14 protein-coding genes are annotated in these 22031 nt (G+C 39.8%); 4 read left to right on the forward strand and 10 right to left on the reverse strand.

Annotation, left to right across the window (positions count from 1 at the left end):
* Window positions 1-3 precede the first annotated feature (3 nt).
* From scyC to scyA, 3 genes are all read right to left on the reverse strand, one after another.
* On the reverse strand, window positions 4-972 hold the full coding sequence (gene scyC / locus CDG79_RS03495) for a scytonemin biosynthesis cyclase/decarboxylase ScyC (protein WP_094340745.1): 969 nt from the start codon (window positions 970-972) through the stop codon (window positions 4-6).
* 25 nt (window positions 973-997) lie between these two features.
* Window positions 998-2059: a tryptophan dehydrogenase ScyB gene (gene scyB, locus CDG79_RS03500; protein ID WP_094340747.1), complete on the reverse strand. Its 1062-nt coding sequence runs from the start codon at window positions 2057-2059 to the stop codon at window positions 998-1000.
* A 302-nt stretch (window positions 2060-2361) separates the two neighbouring features.
* The gene (gene scyA, locus CDG79_RS03505) at window positions 2362-4242 is read right to left on the reverse strand and encodes a scytonemin biosynthesis protein ScyA (RefSeq protein WP_094340750.1); all 1881 of its coding nucleotides are present in this window, start codon (window positions 4240-4242) and stop codon (window positions 2362-2364) included.
* A gap of 1738 nt (window positions 4243-5980) precedes the next feature.
* Between scyA and CDG79_RS03510 the strand changes: the two genes are divergently transcribed.
* Together CDG79_RS03510 and CDG79_RS03515 are read left to right on the forward strand one after the other, a co-directional pair.
* Window positions 5981-7960, forward strand: a complete 1980-nt coding sequence (locus CDG79_RS03510) for a scytonemin biosynthesis sensor histidine kinase (protein WP_094340753.1) — start codon at window positions 5981-5983, stop codon at window positions 7958-7960.
* A gap of 334 nt (window positions 7961-8294) precedes the next feature.
* On the forward strand, window positions 8295-9164 hold the full coding sequence (locus tag CDG79_RS03515) for a response regulator transcription factor (RefSeq protein ID WP_094340873.1): 870 nt from the start codon (window positions 8295-8297) through the stop codon (window positions 9162-9164).
* 193 nt (window positions 9165-9357) lie between these two features.
* On the opposite strand, the gene CDG79_RS03520 is transcribed toward CDG79_RS03515, so the two are convergent.
* The 4 genes from CDG79_RS03520 to CDG79_RS45375 form a co-directional block, all read right to left on the reverse strand.
* Complete coding sequence (locus CDG79_RS03520) at window positions 9358-10560, reverse strand: AAA family ATPase (RefSeq protein ID WP_094340756.1); 1203 nt, start codon at window positions 10558-10560, stop codon at window positions 9358-9360.
* Between the two features lie 556 nt (window positions 10561-11116).
* On the reverse strand, window positions 11117-12280 hold the full coding sequence (gene argJ, locus CDG79_RS03525) for a bifunctional glutamate N-acetyltransferase/amino-acid acetyltransferase ArgJ (RefSeq protein WP_094340758.1): 1164 nt from the start codon (window positions 12278-12280) through the stop codon (window positions 11117-11119).
* 147 nt (window positions 12281-12427) lie between these two features.
* Window positions 12428-13945 carry a hybrid sensor histidine kinase/response regulator gene (locus CDG79_RS03530; RefSeq protein WP_094340761.1) on the reverse strand — a complete coding sequence of 506 codons (1518 nt, stop codon included), beginning with the start codon at window positions 13943-13945 and terminating at the stop codon, window positions 12428-12430.
* Between the two features lie 11 nt (window positions 13946-13956).
* The gene (locus tag CDG79_RS45375; RefSeq protein WP_094340762.1) at window positions 13957-15933 is read right to left on the reverse strand and encodes a PAS domain S-box protein; all 1977 of its coding nucleotides are present in this window, start codon (window positions 15931-15933) and stop codon (window positions 13957-13959) included.
* Between the two features lie 614 nt (window positions 15934-16547).
* Here CDG79_RS45375 and CDG79_RS03540 point away from each other — a divergent pair.
* Window positions 16548-17270, forward strand: a complete 723-nt coding sequence (locus tag CDG79_RS03540; RefSeq protein WP_094340765.1) for a hypothetical protein — start codon at window positions 16548-16550, stop codon at window positions 17268-17270.
* Between the two features lie 129 nt (window positions 17271-17399).
* On the opposite strand, the gene CDG79_RS03545 is transcribed toward CDG79_RS03540, so the two are convergent.
* Window positions 17400-19445, reverse strand: a complete 2046-nt coding sequence (locus tag CDG79_RS03545) for a potassium channel family protein (protein ID WP_094340768.1) — start codon at window positions 19443-19445, stop codon at window positions 17400-17402.
* A 215-nt stretch (window positions 19446-19660) separates the two neighbouring features.
* Entirely contained in the window at window positions 19661-20437 is a 777-nt protein-coding gene (locus CDG79_RS03550; RefSeq protein ID WP_094340771.1) for a glucosamine-6-phosphate deaminase, read from the reverse strand.
* Window positions 20438-20619: 182 nt separating this feature from the next.
* Between CDG79_RS03550 and CDG79_RS03555 the strand changes: the two genes are divergently transcribed.
* Window positions 20620-21306 (forward strand): HAD family hydrolase, encoded by a 687-nt coding sequence (locus tag CDG79_RS03555; protein ID WP_094340774.1) that lies wholly within the window; start codon window positions 20620-20622, stop codon window positions 21304-21306.
* Between the two features lie 45 nt (window positions 21307-21351).
* Here the strand turns inward: CDG79_RS03555 and CDG79_RS03560 are convergent, their stop codons facing one another.
* On the reverse strand, window positions 21352-21978 hold the full coding sequence (locus CDG79_RS03560) for a PadR family transcriptional regulator (protein WP_094340776.1): 627 nt from the start codon (window positions 21976-21978) through the stop codon (window positions 21352-21354).
* Between the last annotated feature and the right edge of the window lie 53 nt (window positions 21979-22031).

Below are 22031 nucleotides of genomic sequence, written 5' to 3' on the forward strand. Positions count from 1 at the left end.
GTTTTAGTTAGTAACTAGGGATTCTTGAATTTTTGGTAGATAGCTCATTCCCCGGTCAAATGATTTTAGATTGCCAGCTTTGGCTTCGAGTAAACGTTTGATGTTCATACTTTCAGCACCAAAGTCTTCAATTTGAAGTTTGCCGTGACTAACAGTTCCATCTGTTTTCCAGAATGTAATTCGATGCAAAATAAAACCAGAAGCTTCGGGGTCAGCGAAAGAGTATGCGGTTGGGATAAGTAAAGCTACAGAACGCTGATAATATTCGTAGTCTGGATAAAAATGCTCTTGTTCAAGCAAGTAGTATTTACTCAGACTATGAACTCGTACAGAAACTTTTACTTTTTGGTCATATTCATCTTTGAATTCACCTGATTCGGAAGTTATATCACCATTTGGACGGAGTAAATGCGCCCACTCATCTACATTTTTTAAGTCTTTTAAGTATTCAATGCCGATTTCAATTGGGGCATCAACATAGATGGTGTCTGTATCAATAAAGTGACTTCCTTTCGCTGCTGAGGTCAGACCAGCCTTACGTTCTAAATTACCTTTGAGAGAACGACATTCAGAAGTGTGTACTGTATGAATTCCCTGCATAATCATCTGAGTCTGTCGTTTGGGATCGACAAAGCTTAACCAATGAAAATACACACCTTTTTCATCTGTCCCTGGTTCAATATAGTCGGTGGGAAATAGCAAAACAGGGTAAACTTGATAATACTTTTGATACTCTAATCCACAGTGCCATTCAATGCCGTAGAAAAGTGGATTTTCTAGTTTTTTAACGTGATAATAGAGATTTTTGTGATAACCAGATGCAGTTCCCAGCCAGGTATCTTCGTCAATTTGCTCTTTCATCCGACTATAAAGCGTCCATTCATCTAAGTTTTTTAAACTACAAAGATAGTTAAAGGCGTTCTCTGGTGAAGTTGCAATATAAGCTGATGTCGCAAAAGTATTTTTTTCCACTTTTCACTCCTTAAGATAATAATAATCAGGCTGCGATCGCCTGAGTCTTGCTTCGCTTACTATTGTTGATGCGGTCTTCGGCTAATCGTTTAGCAGCATCGTTGGTAGTAACTCCCTGCTCTTTGGCGATATCAAAAATTGCTAACAGCGTGTCATAAATGTTATGCACTTGCTTGAAAGCTTTTTCTTCGTCATAACCAATCATTTCGTTGTAAACATTGATTAGCCCTCCGGCATTAATTACATAATCAGGGCTGTAAAGAATCCCCTTTTTGGTAAGCATTTGACTATGTAGTTGCTCATTCTCCAATTGATTATTAGCTGCACCAGCAATAATAGAAGCTTGCAGGAAAGGAATTGTATGACTATTAAGAATTCCTCCTAAAGCGCAAGGAGCAAAGATATCTACATCAAGTGAGTAAATTTCGGTTGGTTCTACAATAGTTGCGCCAAAAAGCCGTTTTATCTCTTCTGCTTTTGCTGGATCTACATCGCTAACAAAAAGCTTGACATCATGCTCATGTAAGTGCCGACAGAGATTTTTACCAACATTTCCTAAGCCTTGAACGGCAACTTTCATACCATCAAGTCTTTTGCTTTGCCAACGAGACTCCACAGCAGCTTTAATTCCGAGAAAAACTCCTAATGATGTTATGGGAGCAGGCCCACCAGATTTTTCTGAGACTCCAACAACATATTTAGTTTCTTGACTGATTGTTCGGACATCATCAGGGGTAATATTGACATCTTGCCCGGTAATAAAACGTCCATTGAGACTGTTAACAAAACGTCCGTAAGCTCTTAACAGATCGTCTGTTTTATTTTCAGGATTAGCGATAATAACTGCTTTGCCACCACCAGCCGGAATGTTTGCACAGGCAGCTTTATAAGTCATCCCCCGACTGAGACGAAGTGCGTCTTTTAAAGCAGCTTCTTCGTTGACATAAGGCAAGATTCTTGTAGCTCCCATCGCTGGGCCCAAGGTTGTGTCATGGATAGCAATAATTGCCTTAATTTCAGGATTTTTACCATGACAAAACAAAACTTGTTCGTGGCCCATTTCTCTAACAGTTTCAAATAGCAGCATCTTGACCTCAAAGTAATTAGAATTACGAAATGTAAAGAAATAGAAACAAAAGCAGTCTCGAAGATTAAGATAGGATGAAGTAAGAATAAGTAAGTCATTAAAAATCAAAAACTTTAAGTTCCAGTTTGGCGGTGTAGTTGTTAGCTGGAAAGGGTTTTTTCGCTTCTAAATTCGTACTTCATCCTTGTCCTTTGGTGAGTAGACTAAGACTGCGAACGTATCAATCAGACATATATTACAAAGTCCGTTTGATTGGGATTTCAGTGTCTATAACAATTGAATGAAATTGCCAGCTTTTAAAATCAAACCATTGGAAATGAAACTTGCTTGGCTGCACTTTTAGCTGGACTTGATTTAACTCCTTGTGCTGCCAAACTCTTATTACGTCCACCAGAAGGTGCTGGGCGATCGGCATCAATTACTACATCAATGAGAAACGGAACAGATGATGCGATCGCTTGTTCTAATGCCGCTTCAATATCCGACTCTCTAACAACCACGATCGCTTCTGCTCCCATCCCACGAGCAATCATGGCGAAGTTTGTCGGTGGAAGTGTTGCATCTGCGCCCTTTAATCCCAAGATTTTCATCCCTTGATGGCACATGTTGTAACGTGCATCATTGAGGACAATCCAGATTGCGGGAATTTTGTATTTCACGGCTGTGCTGATTTCGTTATTCATCAGCATTGCTCCATCGCCAACAATCCCTACAGCCTTGGTATTGTTCGCCAGCGCTGCACCCAACACTCCAGTAACAGCGTGACCCATTGCGCCGACTCCGGTGCTGACTCGGTAACGATTGGCTTCGGCAAATTGCAATAAATGAGTTGACCAAGTAAAGGAGTTACCACACTCCGCCATTACTATGGCATCACTACCTTCAACAATTATCTTCTGAATTGCTGCCATCAATACTTCTGGCCGCACTGGATAATCTACGTCTGGTGCAGGTTCAATTGCTTTGCGTTCTGGACGAGGTAGCGACAAAGTTGTGGAATCAGGAGCATCCGGTAATTGCTGCAATAACTCTTCCACAAAAGCTTTGATATCAGACCGAACCCCGAAAGTTTCAACGTGTGGATAGGCTACACCTGGCACTTCTGGGTCAATATCTACATGGACAAAGCCTCCTTTGGGTACTAGCGCCGAACTCCAAAAGGAAGTCGGTTCGCCAAGGCGGGTTCCTAATACGAGTGTGCGTAGTGGGGGCTGCTGTTCCATATAAGTTAAGACGGAAGCATGACCCCCTAAACCTGTGACACCCACAAACTGGGGATGATCTTCGGGGAAGATACCTTTTCCACGGGGTGAGCAGATGACGGCTGCTCCAGTTTTTTCAGCCAGTTGGCGGATTTCGGCTGCTGCATCACGCGCACCGAAACCAACCCAGATAGCAAAGGGGCCAGATGATAATAACTCTACAGATTTAGCGATCGCTTCTTTGGAAGCAGTCATCGGAAATGGCGAAACATCTAGTTGGGGTAAGGCTACATCCTCAACTAAACTTGTCTGCACAGCCGTGGGAATGCTCAAATGAGCGACAAATCCGCCTGGTTGCGCCATCGCCAAAGCAAGTTTGCGAAAAATCTGCGGGAGTTGAGCCGCAGATTCAATAGTTATTGCATAGTTGAATAGCGCTCCTGATGTAAAAATTCCTCCACTAGGTAATGTATAAGTGCTGGTTTCTTGAATTGCCCAGCGTCCCCGCTGCGGTGCTGAGGTGCAAGCCGATAACAAAATTACCTTTGCACCTTCACCACGAGCCGCAAATAACCCGGTCAGTGCGTTGGTGATCCCCGGCCCGGCTGTGGTAAAAACTACAGTGGGACGATTATTGGCAAAGTATGCTTCGGTGGCTGCAAATGCGGCTCCTGCTTCATGGCGGAAGTTCAACACATCTATGCTATTGGATAGCGCCCCCCAAAGGCTGGCCATTGCACCACCGGCGACACCAAAAGCGTATTCTACTCCCAAATTTACCAACATCTGAGCGATCGCATCGGCAACTGAGAGGGTTGGGGTTGTTTCATCGTTTAAAAAAGGCTGAATTCCCCCATTATTCTTTGATTCATCAACCTTACGGGAGTCAGACACAGATTCTACATATCTGTTTGCTGGAAGTTCCTTGTATGGCTCAGTGGTGATGAGAGGAGAGTTTGAACCAGTATAGTTTTGACTCATTGGTTTCACTTAATTACAGAAAGTTACACAAAGGCTTTTTCGTTTACAATCACAGCGTTAGAAATATTTAATACAAACAACTCTGTTGTTTACTACAGCTATGACCTTGCTTGGTCGATAGTAGAAATGGTTGATCGCTGCTGATTGATGCTTATGAGCGCAGTACCAAAAAATTTTTACCCAAAGCATACAACAGTTGGGGCTGTGCTTCTTATCACCACAATAAAGGAGACGAAGAGCGTTGTGCAATCAAAAATCCTTTGATGTGGGTGTCAAATTTTTCGCTTCTCTGGTGATGACTACATTACTTAAGTAGATTTGCACGGAAAAACTAAATCATATAAAGGTGTATAAAGTAGCAACTAACCTGAACTCAAACACGTCTCAGAATCTTTACAAAGCTTAATATAGCTAGCTTTAATAGCACCGATCTACTTACTGAACCGCTGGGGAGGTTCTGGTGATTATTATGATGAAAACCTAATTGGCAATGAAAAATCTTTTGATGTGGGTGTCAATTCTTTCGCTTTAATCATGATTGTGACATTTGCAACTTAGTCAGCCTAAAAGATTGATATTTTGCGTAGGCGTAGCCCGCCGTAGGCATCGCAGAAGCGGTACATTACCAACTTTGCAATAGAAAATCTTTTGATTTGATTGTCAATTCTTTTGCTTTAACACTTACACAAGTTTTTATCAGAATTAAAGCATGAGACGATTTAGCGGTTTTTATATTGTCACCAAAAACTCTTTGGGTCAATTATTTGTAACGAGAAAGACATCATTTATTAACTTTTTATATTTACTGTGAGAGATGATTAAGCGTTCAGTACGTGATTACTTGATAAAATATATTTTTTTTGACATCCAATTCAGTTCAACATACTTAGTATAAGTTCGTGTTTCTTTATATACTAAAACAAACACGAACTTATACCTAAGTATGTACGTATATTTTCGGTATAATTGTACTTCTTAAGACAGATATTTAAGCATATTCTTATATAGTTAGATACATGAAAGGGTAAGTTAAGATAAATTAAGCAAATAAGTTGATTAGTGAAATTTGTTCATTTAAGCCAGGTCTAGCACTGCACATCGCGTTTATGTTGAAAATCAAACGACTCTACACTAGTACAGCACAGCGTAAATCCAACTACCATTGTAATTAACCAGACAGATAGGGACAATTCATGAATTGTCTCTACTCAAGCAACTGGTTAAAGGTAGGCAAACTTCTGTCACAGTGTACTAGTAGTTCGCTAAAGTCCTTGGCGAGGGAAAAATTAAAGGATAAAAATCTTTATCCTTTAACTTTTCCCAGTCGAAACCTAATAATTTTAGGTTGGTGAACTATTTAGTTAGTTTTGGTGCAGGGCTAATTTAAATTTAAAATATCTTTTCTAGTTATAGATTAAGAGTTAAAAACTCTTGTCTAATAATGTTTATTGACTAATCTGAATTTGATTTGTCTAAATTTTTTGTTGCTATCAATCAAAAGCTGTTTAAGTCAATAGTCAATTTTTTTAAACATTTAGGTTTTTTTAGGAAAATTTGGTTCAATAATTTACGTTTTTCTGGTATGATAATTTTTGTTAAGATAATTTGTAATATTTTTTAATTTCCTAACTAATTTCCTTTTTTTACAACCAAAGAATGCACCAAATAGTTTAGTAAATTATGATTATTAACTGATCAATGCCTATGGTGTTGATTGATTACCAGGGGAAGTAGAAATATGAATTCTGCCGAATATACACTAGCTAAATCAAACAATCAATGGGCACTACAACCAGAAATAGAGATGAAGTTTGCTGACTTCCTAATAAATCATGCTGTAGATGCTGCCTTCTGTTTAGGAGCAAACGCGCAGTTTCTTTACGTCAATGATGCCACGTGTCTCATGACTGAGTATTCCCGTGAGGAATTACTTTCTATGAGGCTCCATGATATAGATGTAGACTTTTCTCTACACAATTGGTCAGATGTTAGCTCACGGGGTTCTCTTGCCTTTAAATCTCGCTATCGAACAAAAGGAGGTCGGATATTTCTGGTAGAAATATCTATGAACTATGTTAAACACCAAGATATGGAATTTGGCTGTGCCTTTGCTCGTGAGAAAACTGGTGAAATAGTAGAACTGAGCGTACAAAAGTGGAATGATGGATTAAGGGATGCCAAAGACAATTTACAACAGGAATTTTCTCAACTCAAGGCCAAAGAAGTAGAATTAGAAACATCTCTTTCTTTACTTCGTTCTACTCTCGAATCTACTGCCATTGGTATTGTTGCAGTTAACTTTGAGGGAGATATTCTGAGTTTGAATCAGAAATTTGTGGATATGTGGCAGATCCCACAGTCCCTAATATTATCTAAAAAATGTCCTCGATGCAAAGCCTTTTTTGAGAACCAACTTAAAGATCCACAAGCCTTTAGTCGGCTAATTTGGGAAGTGTCTAGCCAATCCGATTTCGAGAGCTACGACATTCTAGAATTGAAAGATGGGAGAGTTTTTGCACACTACTCTAAGCCTCATTTGTTGGAGGGCAAAATTATTGGTAGAGTCTGGAGTATTTGGGACATTACTGAATCGAAACAGACTGAAGAAGCATTGCGGCTAAACGCAGTTAGATTTCGGACAATAGCCGAAACGACAGATACCAGCACTTTTCTGATTCAAGGCACGCGGCTTTGCTACATAAATCCAGCAGTAGAGCAACTTACTGGCTACACAAAAGAGGAACTATTAACAGGTTTCGATCTTCGCCGACTGATTAAGAGCAAAAGAAGTAGGCAGGTACGTAAGCAAAATGAAGCAACTAACTTTGAATATCAGGAAATGAATATTCTGACAAAAAACGGTACGGAGCGCTGGCTAGCTTGTGCGGTTGTAATGTTGGATGGAGTGCTAGATTTTGGAGGAAAACCAGTAGAAATGATTGCGGGCATTGATATTACCGATTACAAATATGCAGAATTAGGTCTTAATCAAGCTTTAGAACAAGCAAAACAACTTAGCGAACTTAGAGCGCGTTTTCTTTCTATGGTTTGCCATCAATTCCGTACACCGTTGAATATTGTTTCATTTTCTAATAGTTTACTAAAGGAAGAAGTAGACAAACGTACACAGAAGAAAATTCAACCATTACTAGATCATATTCAAAAAGCTACCGAACAACTCGGTCAGATGTTAGATGATATTTTATTTTTCTCTAAGGCAGAAGCAGCAAAAATAAACTATGAACCTAGACCCCTTGAATTAGTTGAGTTTTGTAATGATTTAGTTGCACAAATGCAGATGAGCATTAGGCAAATTCCAATTCAGTTTGTTAGTCAAGAAAGTTCTCTAAAAGCCTGCATAGACAAAAAACTTTTAGAGCCAATTTTAAAGAATTTGCTCGATAATGCAATCAAGTATTCCCTCTCAGGTATGACAGTTGAATTACAACTCTCTTGTAAAAAAGAGCAAGTAATTTTCCAGGTTAAAGATAGGGGGATTGGTATTTCAGCACTAGATCAACAACGAATATTTGAGCCATTCTACCGTGGTAGTAATATCGATCGTATACCTGGCACTGGATTAGGACTATCGATTCTTAAAACCCTTGTAGACCTACATCATGGTCAAGTTGTTGTAGAAAGTCAAATTGGTGTGGGCACTATGTTCTCTGTGATTCTGCCATTAATAAAATCAGATTTTACTAGTTCCGAGTTATGAATGTTCAAATCAAGATTAGTTCTTAATTAACAACTTAACAATCACAACTCTCGGAACAAATTAATTGAGCTTATGCCTATTTACATGCTCACAAAAAAAATGAATCCAGCACAGTGTAAATCCAATTAAGCCAGATTAAGAGGATATTTTAAAATCTGCTAATGATGTATCAAATACTTTTAGATCCTCCTAAATTCCCCTTAAAAAGGGGGCTAGGGGGGAGCGGGAAGCCTAAAATCACAGCCAAACACTTTTAAAACATCCTCTAAAGATAGGCAAACTTCGGCCACAGTCTAATAGAAACCAGCTTCTGCAAAAAGTTATGGGAATAAAAATGATCGACGAATCGTCAAATAAAATTCTCGTCATTGAAGATGATAATGTTACCCGCGATCTTTATTTAAAAGGTCTTAAGGCTAAAGGTTTTGATACAATCAGTGCAGACAACGGTCTTGCTGGTATCCAACAAGTACAAGAGTGTATACCCGACTTAGTGATTTGCGATATTACGATGCCCGATATGGATGGTTATAGCGTTTTAAGTACGCTACGCCAAGATCCTCTGACAGCTATTATTCCCTTTATTTTTCTGACTGGGAGTAGTAACAAAGCAGATGTTCGCAAAGCTATGGAATTGGGAGCAGATGATTATCTTACCAAACCCTCTACACTAGACGAATTGCTCAGAGCGATCGCTATCCGGCTACAAAAACAAGCTACTCTGCAAAACTGGTGTACGATGAAATCTGAGAAAGCTCTAAAATCAGTATTTGCAGATAATACCTCACCTGCGATCGCACCTGTAGAAACCACCGATCGAGAAACCACGATCCCTTCTCAATCAATCTTTCCCTCCATTCCCCAATTAAAAGAAGTTTTCGACTTTATCGAAGCCCATTATCATCAAGGAATTACTTTGTGTGATGTGGCTGTTGCTGTTGGTTACTCACCTGCTTACTTAACTAACCGAGTTGCAAGACAGACAGGAGAGACTGTAAACTGCTGGATTGTCAAACGCCGCATGGCGGGCGCTCGTTTTTTACTCCAAAATGATAATCAGACAGTCGAGAAAATAGCGAAAGCATTAGGCTATCAAGATGTGTCTCATTTCTCCCGCCAGTTTCGCCAACATCACGGTTTACCTCCCCAGGCTTGGCGCAAACAGCATCAGCTTGTATCGCAAAAACAGGTGAAACTCTGGTGAAAGTACTGAAACTTAAAAGGGCGGTTATAAGCTGCGTCTATACAGACAAAACCCACCTCCGTGAGTTTGAAAACCTCAATTTTTGTTCAGTTTGTGTAACCGCGTTGACACAGTGTGACGCAGACAATTCTATTCGCCCTGGCTATGAGAAACCTATATGTATCAAGGTTTGTGTGAAATAGTATTACCCAATTCAAATAAATAGTTGCGTAAACTCATATATTAAATCCACCCGGCCCTTACGTAACATAGCTGGATCTAATCTTTCAGTAGTATTACAAGTCATCAAGATAACTAACCGTTGCTGCATCTGAATACCAGACTCATCAATGACACTTTGATACAAAGTGCCATCCAGCAAACTGAGAATATGTTCGGTTTTATTGTTGTATTGCGCTACCTCGGAAGCGCGATTTTGCGCTAGATTATCAGCTTCGTTAATAACGATACAAATACGCTCTATGTAAGTTGGGGGAACAAAATTAGCGATCGCATCATGATCTAAAATAAAAATTACATACCCTAAAGGTACAAGAATTTCTTTTGCTACTGCTTGTGTCCAGACTGTTTTACCAGTACCTGGTTGACCATGTACAACAACTGCTAACTGGTTTTGATTCAGAATCGCTTGCTGTACAGAATCAGTAAAGTTTTGGATATCTGTCGGAAATGTGCGGATATTAAATTGGCTGTGAACTTTACCTACACGACTTTGATATCCACTCAGCATTACTGCTAAGTCATAAGTCGCTTTGTTAATTAGTGGTGCGAGATTTCTCGCCATTAAGCTATATTGTCGTCGCCCGCGATCGTAGGGATCAATTTGCAACCAAACGTCATGCTTCGCCCAGTAAGCATAAACAGTATTAATAACGTCTAAGCGTTCCCAGCTAATAAATCTATCTATAGGAAAATAAAAATCTCTTTCTGAATAATACTGAGTAATAATGTCAGGATTACCCAACACACCCAAAACTCGTAATACAGTAATTTCTTGCAGTCGGTTCAGAACATAATCAATGGGAATGCTACTACGACTAACAAATTGGACAATGGGCGTTTCCGTACTCAAAACATCTTTGTAGCGATGATCTGGTGATTGAGGATCTGGCGTAATGTAATTCCAAAATTTTTCCACTTCGTAGCGGGTATTCTCAGATACAATATTTAATAAATTAGCCCACCAAGCATAATTATTTCGTCCCAAAATATCAGCAACATTACTCGCTAAATTCAAACTTTTTTGAGTTAATTCGCGGGAGTCACTATACAAAAGTTGCCACAAAAACCCCCAGTCTAATTCTCGGTTAAACGGTCGCCAACCACTAGCAAGCAAGCTTTGTCGGGTATTATTTGCAGGAGTGCCTTCATTGCTTCTAAAATAGTCAAAATCCATATTTGTTTAGTTATGCAGCGTTAATAAAGTTATTTGATGTTAAGGATGAAATTGTAAAAATTTTTCTCGTAATATCAACTATTTACGTACAAGTGTTAATTTTATTTCCACCGTGCTGTACTGGCTAGGAAGTCTTTTTAATCTAACCCATCATTTATGTAGTATACTATATTACAATATTACTACCTGCGTCAACTTTTTTGACAAAGCAATTAGCTCTTGATGTACTTGCGCTACTTATCCATCTCTAGATGAGGACTAGTACCGCAAGGCGGAATTCAAAATTCAAAATTCAAAATTCAAAATGAATACAGCGTAAGCCTTTCGTTGATTTGAAATGGTAGCTTTATTTACGCCGTGGTGTACTAGTACGATCGCTATGTAATTTTTTGTAAAATAAAGCACATAACTACACTTTTGACTAATACCAAAGTTTCTCTCATTTCTGGAAGGGCTAACCTGTACACACAAGTCAAAAAACATAATCGAGTGTGTTCTGATGAAGCGTAGCATCAACTGATGTAGAAACGCAGAATTTTGCATCTCCTCTTGTTAATCAAGTTGAGTATTTGCCATTAATTTCTATATAACCCTCCGAAAGATCGCAACCCCATACAGTTGCAGAAACCTCACCAATATTGAGGCTAACATGAATATCTACTTTATCTTTAGACATAATTTGCCGTAACTGTTCCAGATTTTCACTAGTTAAGCTATTAGGATAAACTTTAACATTATCAAAACTGATAACAACTCGTTCTGGATTTATCTCTTGCTCATTTTCACATTTGCCTATAGCCATAGCAACTCTTCCCCAATTTGGATCTGCTCCATAAACGGCGGTTTTTACTAATGGGGAATTGACAATTGCTTTAGCTACTTTTTTAGCTTGTGCATAGTTAATTGCTGAATCTACAGTTACCTGAATAATTTTGGTAGCACCTTCTGCATCTCTGGCAATTTTCAGCACCAATTCTTGTGCAACTTCTTGCAATGCACTGGCAAAATCCGCTTCTGAAACTTCACCAGCTATTCCATTAGCTAGAATCACGGCGGAGTCACTAGTAGAAGTGTCAGTGTCCACACTCAGGCAGTTAAAGGTTTTATCTATAGTAGAGCGAAAAATAGAACGAAGGCTATTTGCAGAAATCGCAGCATCGGTAAAAAAGAAAGTTAGAAGTGTAGCCATATTAGGCTCAATCATCCCGACACCTTTGGCAATTCCTACCAGCTTGGCATTACCTATTTGCCGTGTAGCTATTTTCGGTACTGTATCGGTGGTCATAATACCACGGGCTGCGGCATTAAAATCAGCAGGAGTCAATTTTTTTCCCAATCCTAATAAACCTGCTCGGATTTTTTCAATCGGGTAACGTCTGCCAATCACGCCTGTAGAAGCGATCGCAATATTATGTGCAGCAATTCCAGTTTCAGTTGCAACTAATTGTAGAACCTCTTGGGCATCAGCGATGCCAACAGCACCATTAGCAACATTTGCATTCTTAGATATAACGACAACTCCTTCTATTTGTGAATCTTTTAAGTTCTCGCGGCTAATGGTAACACTTGGCCCGACGAAAAGACTTTGAGTGAAGACTCCATCCGCAATACAAGGAACTGATGATTTAATAAATACAAAATCATCAGTTGTATCGCGTATTCCTAAATTTGTAATAAATGCACTAAAACCTTGAGGTGTGAAAGATAAATTTAATGACATTTTTCTGAATCTAATAAATTGCTTTTATTATCTCATAACATTTATATAAATATTTGCTATGTCAATTATTAGAGGTGTATGGATGTACGCCTCTAATAATTGATGTGTCGGATAAATTTTATCAAATTTTTAATAGAAGCTAAAAGTCTATAATAAATCAGTTAATGTAAGGGTAAATGTTGTCCAGCCGTTACCGCTTTCTACTTGAATGTTTCCTTGCAGTTGTTCGACTAATTTCTGTACTATAGGTAAACCTAATCCAGAACCACCTTGATTCCAGATGTCTGCATTGGGGATGCGATAAAACTTATCAAAGATTCGTGGTAACTCTGTTGTGGGAATTTCTGCTGAATTACTGGTAGTAATAATAGTTTTTGCAGGCGTTTCCAAGGAGTTGTAGCTGACACTTAGGATAATTTCACCACCCGCAGGTGTGTATTTACAGGCATTATTGAGCAATTCTCCTAAGATTCGTTCTAAGCTTATGCCATCTGATAACAACGGCGGGAGATTTGAAGGGAGATTTAACTGTAGATTTTGCTGCTGTTGTTGAACGCGGATTTGAAATGGCTCAATCATCCAAGTTAACCACTGCTGTAAGAGCAACGCATCAGTTGTAATGACTGGATATGATGAACTTTCTAGCCGTTGTAAGTCTAGTAGATCGTTAATTAATCCTAACTCGCGATCGCACTCGGCTTCCATCATCTGTAGATAGCGTTGAGTTTCCTCAGTACTAGTAGATGATTGTATAATTTGAATCATTACCTTCATATTACTCAGAGGCGATCGCAGTTCGTGGGAAACTAAATTCAAAAAGTCATTTTTAAGTTGATTTATCTCCTCCCATTTCACCACAAGTTGCTCTTGCTCAATTTGCCTTTGACGCGCCTCAATCGCTCGTTTGCGCTCAGTAATATCTCGAAAAACTAACACAGCACCCGTAATATTATCTTTATCGTCTTTAATTGGTGCAGCACTGTCATCAATTGGTATTTCTCCACCTTCTCTAGTAATCAGAATAGTTTCTGCTGGGAGACTAACGATAATACCATCTTGAAGGACTTTTACGATTGGACTTTCAATAGAGTTATGAGTTTCTGCATTGGCAATATTGAATACTTGTGATGAATTTTTGCCATAAGCTTCTTCCTGTTTCCATCCAGTCAGATTTTCAGCAACCGGATTCATAAAAGTTACCAATTCTTGCAGATCGCTAGCAATCACAGCATCGCCTATACTTCTTAAAAGTGCATCCAGCCATTTCTTATTTATTTTTAATTGCCTTTCTAAATCATGTTTAGTTAGAGTTATTTCAATATTTGTTCGTAGTTCTTTTTCTTTGAAAGGTTTGAGTAGATAGCCAAATGGTTCAGTTATCTTAGCTCTTTCTAATGTTTTATCATCTGCATAAGCAGTCAAATAAATTACTGGAATATCTAAATATTTATAGATTTCTTGAGCAGCTTCTATCCCGTCCATTGAACCTTTGAGCTTAATATCCATTAGCACTAAATCTGGAGATATTTCTACTGCTTTATTAATTGCTTCTTCTCCTGAAGAAGCAATTACAGGAACTGTATAACCAAATTTTATAAGTCGATATTGTAAATCTTTGGCAACAATAGCTTCATCTTCTACAACTAAGATTTTTGCGGTTGTCATGTTTTAGTTTTTTATATTAATGTAAATGTCACCTGACACTCTACTCCCCTAGCACCTTGGATATTGATATTTCCTGAAATTTGATTGATTAAAGCATCTACTAACTGCCAACCTAAAGAAGCTATATTTTTGAAACTAAAATTTGGTGGTAAACCAATCCCGTCATCACCAACTACAAGTGTAACATGACGATCTTGATTTTGGTGAATTTCGATATATATCGTACCATCTCCACCTGATGGAAATGCATATTTCAAAGAATTGGATACAAGCTCATGGATAATTAAGCTACAAGGAATTGCTGTATCTAAGCCGAGAAACACGCCATCGTCAATATTTATGTTCAGAGCGATCGCATCTTCATTGACTTCATAAGCAGTAAATAAATCTGTTACCAAATCTCGAATGTATTCACCAAAATTAATCCTTGCTAAGTCTTGAGACTGATACAATTTTTCGTGTACTAGAGCCATTGATGCAATCCGTTGCTGGCTTTGTTTGAATATTACTAAATCGTGTTCGTCTTTGATATAAGCAGATTGCAAACTTAGCAGACTGGAAATAACCTGTAAATTATTTTTGACCCGATGGTAAATTTCTTTTAATAACACCTCTTTTTCTAAGAGCGATGCTTGGATTTGCTCTTCCCATTGCTTGCGATCGCGCAGTGCAGCTTGCCGTTCGCTAATATCTTCGACGACAGAAATAAAATATATTGGCTCCCCGCTAGGTTCGCGCACTAAAGACACGGTGAGATTAACCCAAACGATGGAGTTATCTTTGTGGAAATAGCGCTTTTCGATTGAGTAAGTTTGAATATTATCTGCTATAATTTGATCGAAATATTTCAGATCGGCGTTAATATCATCTGGGTGAGTAATATCTTGGAAAGTTAGGAACTGTAGTTCTTCAGGTGTGTAACCGAGAATATCGCAAAGCCTCTGATTAACTAACAACCACCTTCCATCTATTGCGACATGGGCGATGCCAACAGCAGCTTGATGGAATGTAGCACGGAATCGTTGTTCGCTTTCCCGCAATGCTTCTCCTATTCGGTGGCGCTCAGTAATTTCTGCCTGTAGTGATTTATTAATTCTTGTTAACTCTGCTGTTCGTTCCTCAACCATGTTTTCTAGCTGATTAAGTAGATTGCTTACTGCCTCCTCTGCTTGCTTGCGCTCAGTAATATCAGTATGTGAACCTACCATCCGCACTACCTTACCATCTTCATCCCACAGTGCTTGACCTCGATCCAAAATCCATTTGTAACTACCGTCTTTACATAAAACTTGATGCTCAGTAATGTAAAACGGTGTTTTTTGAGCAAAGTGATCTTGAACTGCTTGTGTCACCCAGTTGAGATCGTCTGGATGCACTCGTGTTATCCTTTCATTTAAATGGTTAGAAATTTCGTAGTCTTCGTAACCGAGCATTTCCTTCCACCGAGCCGAGAAGAAAATTTCATTGGTTTTAACATTCCAGTCCCAAATTCCATCATTATTGCCGCGCAAAGCTAATTGCCAGCGTTGTTCGCTTTCTCTCAACACCTCCTCAGTTCGTATGCGTTCAGCAATTTCCTTTGCTAGTTGGTAGTTTGCAGCCTCTAACTGGGCAGGACTTGGTAGAGCTAGTGCTTGGGGTATTAATGGCATAAGTTCTATAGCTGTCAACACGGAGACAAAAGCGGTGATAGCTTTGAGTAACCCTGATAGCCAATAGGTAGGATACCAAAGCGTCCAAACATCCATCAAATGCGTTGTGCCACAAGCAACGATGAATGCGCCAAACATCAGAAACATCCAGTCGAAAGGCACATCTCGCCGTTTACGGACAAAATAAACTAGCATCACTGGAATTGAATAATAAGCAAATCCAGTTAACACATCTGAAATCAGATGCAACCATACCAATCCTGGTTTCCAGAGATAGCAATGTCCGTGAGGAATAAACTGGCTAGTAGAGAAAAAATTATTTAAAAATTCCATCATAATTTAGGAATAGTATCAAAAGTCACGACACTCCTCAAATTTTAGCTAAATAGTGGTGATTCACCGAACCGAGTATATTCTTCTATCACTTTCGCCAGAGAATAATCTAGAATGTTGCTGAAATCTCGGCACAGAAATTTTGATAGGTAAAATAAGCGTTTTTCTTTGTTTTCCAGACTCATTTTAATGCAAAAATAATTCCTGGGATAGAATTTGTTTTACTCTTATGGTAGAAGTTAAATAAAAAACTAGATGTTATCTTAAGTTTAAGGATGACAAAATAATTCATAATAAGTAATTAAAATCTATGATGCAAGTGAATATAGTTTTATTTTAAACCTTGCTTTTTTTGGGCAAGCGGCTCTAGTCGTAGGTTCTTAATCATAAATAAGTAATTACTAATTATGAATTAGTTTGAGTATGACAAATATTCATGTGTTATTGAAGCATCAAATGCGTTTAGTTTGTTCTCCAACACTTCCAACACAAAATAGGTGAAAGAATCCTCAATCTATACTATTTGTCCAAATTTACCTAACCTAGCACTGGATTGAGTAGAAAATATCAGTTTTGAACATCAATCAACCACAGAAATCTAAAACATAAAAGGAACCATGACTATAAAGCCTTTTGATTTATCTAAAACTGTTTTGGCTACTGTCTTTGCCATCAGTTTCGCCTCTGTATCCTTACCTTCTTCTGTTTTTGCCCAAAGTGGAGGCTCCGGTAGCGGAGGTTCTAGTGGTGGTAGTAGCTCAGGTACTGGAACCACAGGTACTGGAACTACAGGTACTGGAACCACAGGCAGTGGAACCACAGGTACTGGAACTACAGGTACTGGAACTACAGGTACTGGAACCACAGGTACTGGAACTACAGGCACTGGTATAAATGGCAGTGGAACCACAGGTACTGGAACTACAGGTACTGATTCCACAGGTACTGGAACCACAGGCACTGGAACCACAGGTACTGGAACTACAGGCACTGGTATAAATGGCAGTGGAACCACAGGTACTGGAACTACAGGTACTGATTCCACAGGCAGTGGAACCACAGGTACTGGAACCACAGGTACTGGAACCACAGGTACTGGAACCACAGGTACTGATTCCACAGGTACTGGAACTACAGGCAGTGGAACTACAGGCACTGACACTACAGGTACTAATAGGAATACAGGTGTCACAGCTTCCGAAAGAACTAGCGATCGCGGTTTCGATTGGGGTTGGCTGGGTTTATTTGGTCTACTCGGTTTAGGCGGTCTGGCTCGTAATCGCGATAAAGTCCGAGCTTATAACGATCCCAATGAAGTAACAGGTACTCGTTCTAGATAGTATTCACCACACTGTAAGAATCATACAGCCGTCATTTCTGTCAACTTCAGATTAGACTAGTAGGGGCACAATATATTGATATTGCGCCCCTATAATTACATCCCAGTTTGCTCAAGTGGAGCAACTGTCTTACCCAATGAAGATTACATTTGCCAAAACTTGGATTTTTGTTAGCGCCCGCACAAGACGTTGAGCTTGATGTTTATAAAGTGGTATTGGCAACACTCCAGGCAAATTGTTCATCCATTGCCTAGCAGTAGCTAAACTACATCCCGTAATCAAGACTATTTCTTCAGCGCCATACATAACAGCATTTGTAGTCAGAGCTTTTTCAATCTGCACGCTCCATTGGCGAGGCAGCATTTCACCCCATTCAATTCGCTGCAAACTACTGCTTGTGGCTAAAACAATCAAGCGATCGCCAGCATAAAGCTTAACATCATACCAAGGCATCAATGAATAGTTGTCTCGCCGATATTTATGGTAGAGAATCGGCACAACACTGTAGCCAGATGCTATTTCAGATAGAAGCAACCCATTAAGAGTATCGCCTTCTTCAATCTTGTATTCCGTCACCATGACTATTTGCTCGCTCAAGTGAAACAAGCTGAGAACATTTTCCCCAAAGGCAGCACAAGCAAAAACTTCGGCCGACAAAGCCGCCCCACATAGAACTTGGGCATAGGGAAACAGAGGGGCAATATTATCACTAAAATGGCGATCTTGAGAGCGGATAATCAAGCTAGTGGCGGGGTTTATTCCATGAGCCATCAAACCAATTTCCAGATTTTCCATATTATCGTCCCCCAGTAAAACGATGCTTTTAGCACGGGAGAAATTCACCTTAGTCAGTGCTTCGGCAGTATTGCCAACAATCAGAGGCATATCTGGTAAAGTCTCTTGGTCGAGAGTGGTATCATGAATTCCCACTAACGGCTGATTGAGTTCTTGCAAAAGAGCGGCCACTCTCTGTCCCAAGCGATTTAAACCAATAATCACTACATGGTTGCGTTGTGGTATGGGAGGACGAGAATTGAAAAAATGAAATCTTGAAGTTACGAGAGCATCAGTCACCAGTGCATATAATACTCCCACGAAAGCTTGACCTGTTAACGTGAGTCCTAGACTGAACAACCGCAACCACCAAGGCATATCGATTGAGGGTTCTGGTTGCGATTTAAACTTAACGCCGCCAAATAAATCTCCATATCCTCCCAAGAGCAAGACTGCTGTCCCATAGAAAGCTTCTTGCAGGTTGATGTCAGGATAATACAAACGGTAAAGAACTATTGCAACTAACCACAATATGAGTACAGTAATTGCATAGATTGTCGCAATTCGCCGGATTTGATTTTGGCTTTGGTAGTAAGATTGCCAAAGTTGTACTATTTTCTGCTTAAGATTCTTCGCTGTGATGCCTTGAAGAAACTCTTGCCAGTGCCAACTTTGGCGGTAAGATTTATTTGTATGTTGCTCAGATAAAGCTAGTTCGTATGCAACATCAATGTAAACGAGTGTGTCTCCTACCTGCACTTCTGCTTCTGGGTTCCATTCAAACAATTCTTTGAGTGGATCGGATGAAACTGTTGTGTGACTCAAGATGCGGCGAGTTGTAAGATTCAGTCTATGTACTGGCTTGCCATTGCACCAGCTATCTTTCGCTTGTACTTGGTGCTTGATTACTTGCAATAGTTGCCCTTCTAAGGTAAAGTACCCAATGGCTTCAGAACCGAGAGAAGCTAAAGCATAGGCATGAGCAGAGAGATGGGTAGGCTCAAAGGCAACAAAATTGCCTAGATTTTCGGACAAAAGTTTGTTGAAATTTTGTTTATCAGAACGTACAATCAGCCGAACATGCGGATTAAGTCGCCGGGCTGCAAAGGCAGCTTCTATATTTATCCGCTCATTTCTTGTGACTAAAAGTATTGAACGACATTCCCCTATACCCGCCTGCTCTAAAACACTTGGCTGGCGGCAGTCTCCTACAATCAACTTTTCTAGTAAACTTGGTACTTCTGGGACTTCGCAATTTTCAGGCGGTACATCGTCAATGGCGTTGACTCTAACATCGTACTCCTTTAGGACTGCAACACAATGTTGTCCTAAACTTTGGAGTCCGCATACTAAGAAAAGGTCTTGGGGTTTTTTGGAATTGGTGCTGGGAGGGAGATGCACTTTCTGTTGATAGCAGCAGTCAATACTGCTAACAGTACGTGTTTGGTAGGATTATATCTTATACCATTCACGTAAGCGCTGGAATTATTCCCCAATCCGTCTTCACGACAAGCTAGTGGTCTGTCCCATAAGTTTTACAAGGTTTGTAGTGAGCGATTTATCGCTCAATTTTAAGCACTGAAGTGCTTACTACAAACTTTTATAACCCTTCAGAATTAATGGGACAGACCACTAGCAGAATTGACATCCAAAAATAACGTGGCTTGGGATTGTTGACGGAGAATAGAAGCTGGACAGTCTGTACTTATAGCTCCTTGTAACATTTGTTTTATCACATTCGCTTTACGTTTTTCTGGAGCGAGACAGATAATTTTTTTAGCAGAACAAATTGCTGAGATGGTGACAGTAAAAGCATACTGTGGAACAGTTTCTAGATTTGGAAAGTGACCTGTGCTTACTTGTTGCTGACGGTTCACTGTATCCAGTTTCACTAGTTTCACACTGTATGGATCTTGAAAATTTGCTACTGCTGGATCGTTAAAAGCTAAATGCCCATTTTCGCCAATACCCAAACAGCATAAGTCTATTGGTTGCGCTTGCAATAGTTTAGTGTAGCGATCGCACTCTCCTACTGGTTCTAATGTATCACCTTCTATGTAGTGAAACTCTTTAGGAGCAACCCGCTTCTCTACACGTTCTCGCATATAGCGCCGAAAACTCGCAGAATGGTCAGCCGTAATTCCCAAATATTCATCTAGATGGAACAGAATAATCCGTGACCAATCTACACCACCCAATGCAATCAAAGCATCAAGAAATTTGAGTTGGGAGTTACCTGTTGCTAACAATACAGCAGCTGTATCCTGTTGTTTGAGAACCTGCTGTAAATGCTTTTGGGCGATTTCGGCAACATCCTCGGCCATTTCGGCTTCAGAGTTGTAAATCTGCACCAGTAAGTCATCAACGCGAAAAAAGTTTGTAGCGGTTAGCATTTGCTTACATAGAAGGTTATCAATAATTCACAAGGGGCTTAAGTCCCTTATCTTAAAGCTACGTAAACTTCCGTCACAGTGTAAGTATTCCCCTCTATTGACGTAGAACGATCGCTAAGGACAAAAAACGATGTAAACTATGTAAATTAAGTTTACAATTATTTACATTTTACCCAAAAATCATGCTGGCTGCAATTCTCTTTGACCTAGACGGGACTATTGTCAACACTGACCCCATACACTACCGAGCTTGGCAGGAAATGCTGTCAAATTACAGCATAGAAATCGACGAAACATTTTATAAATCCCGAATTAGCGGACGCTTAAATCCAGAAATTGTTAAGGATATTCTGCCACAATTATCAACCGCAGAAGGGCAGAAATTTGCAGACGAAAAAGAGGCGCTTTTCCGCAAACTCGCCTCGAATCTTAAACCATTGGATGGATTTTCTGAACTACTAGGATGGACAGAGACACATCAGTTAAAGCGGGCATTAGTAACTAATGCCCCTAGATTAAATGCAGAATTTATGCTAGAAGTATTGGGAATAAAAGAAGCTTTCCATGCAGTTGTTTTAGCGGATGATTGTATTGCAGGGAAACCCGATCCTGCACCCTACCTAGCCGCTCTGAATAAGTTCGAGATTTCAGCAGAGGAAGCGATCGCATTAGAGGATTCTCCCTCTGGTATTCGGGCGGCGGTGGGCGCAGATATCCGCACTATTGGCATCGCTTCCACCCACGATCCGCTAGTTTTGCAGTCAGTCGGCGCATTTATGGCAATTCCAGATTTTACTGATTTGCAGTTGTGGACATTGCTTAACTCATTCATTGAAGAAGATTTAAGTGCGATCGCTTCTAACCTGTAAACGCAAAATCTGAGAATGTAGAGACGCGAATTTTTGCATCTCTACTTATTTTTCTGCCAGAATCGCGTAAATTTCCCGTTTAACTTGCTCTAAAAGCTCACGCACCCGATTTATCCGCTCCACATTGCCACTACGAGCAACCTGCACCACAGCAGCAGCTAATTCTGTTGCAGCATTCCGCAACTCAATAAACTCTTGGGGCTTACCTTTGACGAAACTTTTGACGGTATCCCAAGGAGAATCTGAAGTTTCTTGTTGGGAACGTTCTGCTAATAATTGTCTACCCTCATCAGTAATCGTGTAAATCCGCTTGCCACCTTCTTGTGCGCTCTTGAGATAACCCCCTTCCTCCAGCAATTGGAGTGTTGGATACACTGAGCCAGGACTGAGGCGACGGAAACCACCATAACGAGTTTCCATTTCTTTAATCAGGTCGTAACCATGACTAGGATGCTCGGATAACAATTCCAGCAGGATGAACTTGATGTCACCCCGACGAGTGCGATGTTCATCTCCCCAACCACGACCAAACATTTCATTACCAAAATGTTTGCCATGCTCTCTACCATGATGCTTATCATGCCCAAACCAAGACCTGACAAGCAATGAATCCTCTTCGCTAACTCCTGCCCATGCAGGTGCGCCAAACCGTGAACGAAAATGTCTAAACATAAATCAATCTCTAATCAACTTTCTCTACTATACGATATATCGCGATATATTCC

Origin of the sequence: Nostoc sp. 'Peltigera membranacea cyanobiont' 232, assembly GCF_002245985.1 — a bacterium.
GTDB lineage: Bacteria > Cyanobacteriota > Cyanobacteriia > Cyanobacteriales > Nostocaceae > Nostoc.

Bases quoted from the DNA above. Each gene is read 5' to 3' on its own strand.
- scyB (WP_094340747.1), bottom strand. From the start codon at position 2,059: ATGCTGCTATTTGAAACTGTTAGAGAAATGGGCCACGAACAAGTTTTG.
- scyA (WP_094340750.1), bottom strand. From the start codon at position 4,242: ATGAGTCAAAACTATACTGGTTCAAACTCTCCTCTCATCACCACTGAG.
- CDG79_RS03510 (WP_094340753.1), top strand. From the start codon at position 5,981: ATGAATTCTGCCGAATATACACTAGCTAAATCAAACAATCAATGGGCA.
- CDG79_RS03515 (WP_094340873.1), top strand. From the start codon at position 8,295: ATGATCGACGAATCGTCAAATAAAATTCTCGTCATTGAAGATGATAAT.
- CDG79_RS03520 (WP_094340756.1), bottom strand. From the start codon at position 10,560: ATGGATTTTGACTATTTTAGAAGCAATGAAGGCACTCCTGCAAATAAT.
- argJ (WP_094340758.1), bottom strand. From the start codon at position 12,280: ATGTCATTAAATTTATCTTTCACACCTCAAGGTTTTAGTGCATTTATT.
- CDG79_RS03530 (WP_094340761.1), bottom strand. From the start codon at position 13,945: ATGACAACCGCAAAAATCTTAGTTGTAGAAGATGAAGCTATTGTTGCC.
- CDG79_RS45375 (WP_094340762.1), bottom strand. From the start codon at position 15,933: ATGATGGAATTTTTAAATAATTTTTTCTCTACTAGCCAGTTTATTCCT.
- CDG79_RS03540 (WP_094340765.1), top strand. From the start codon at position 16,548: ATGACTATAAAGCCTTTTGATTTATCTAAAACTGTTTTGGCTACTGTC.
- CDG79_RS03550 (WP_094340771.1), bottom strand. From the start codon at position 20,437: ATGCTAACCGCTACAAACTTTTTTCGCGTTGATGACTTACTGGTGCAG.
- CDG79_RS03555 (WP_094340774.1), top strand. From the start codon at position 20,620: ATGCTGGCTGCAATTCTCTTTGACCTAGACGGGACTATTGTCAACACT.
- CDG79_RS03560 (WP_094340776.1), bottom strand. From the start codon at position 21,978: ATGTTTAGACATTTTCGTTCACGGTTTGGCGCACCTGCATGGGCAGGA.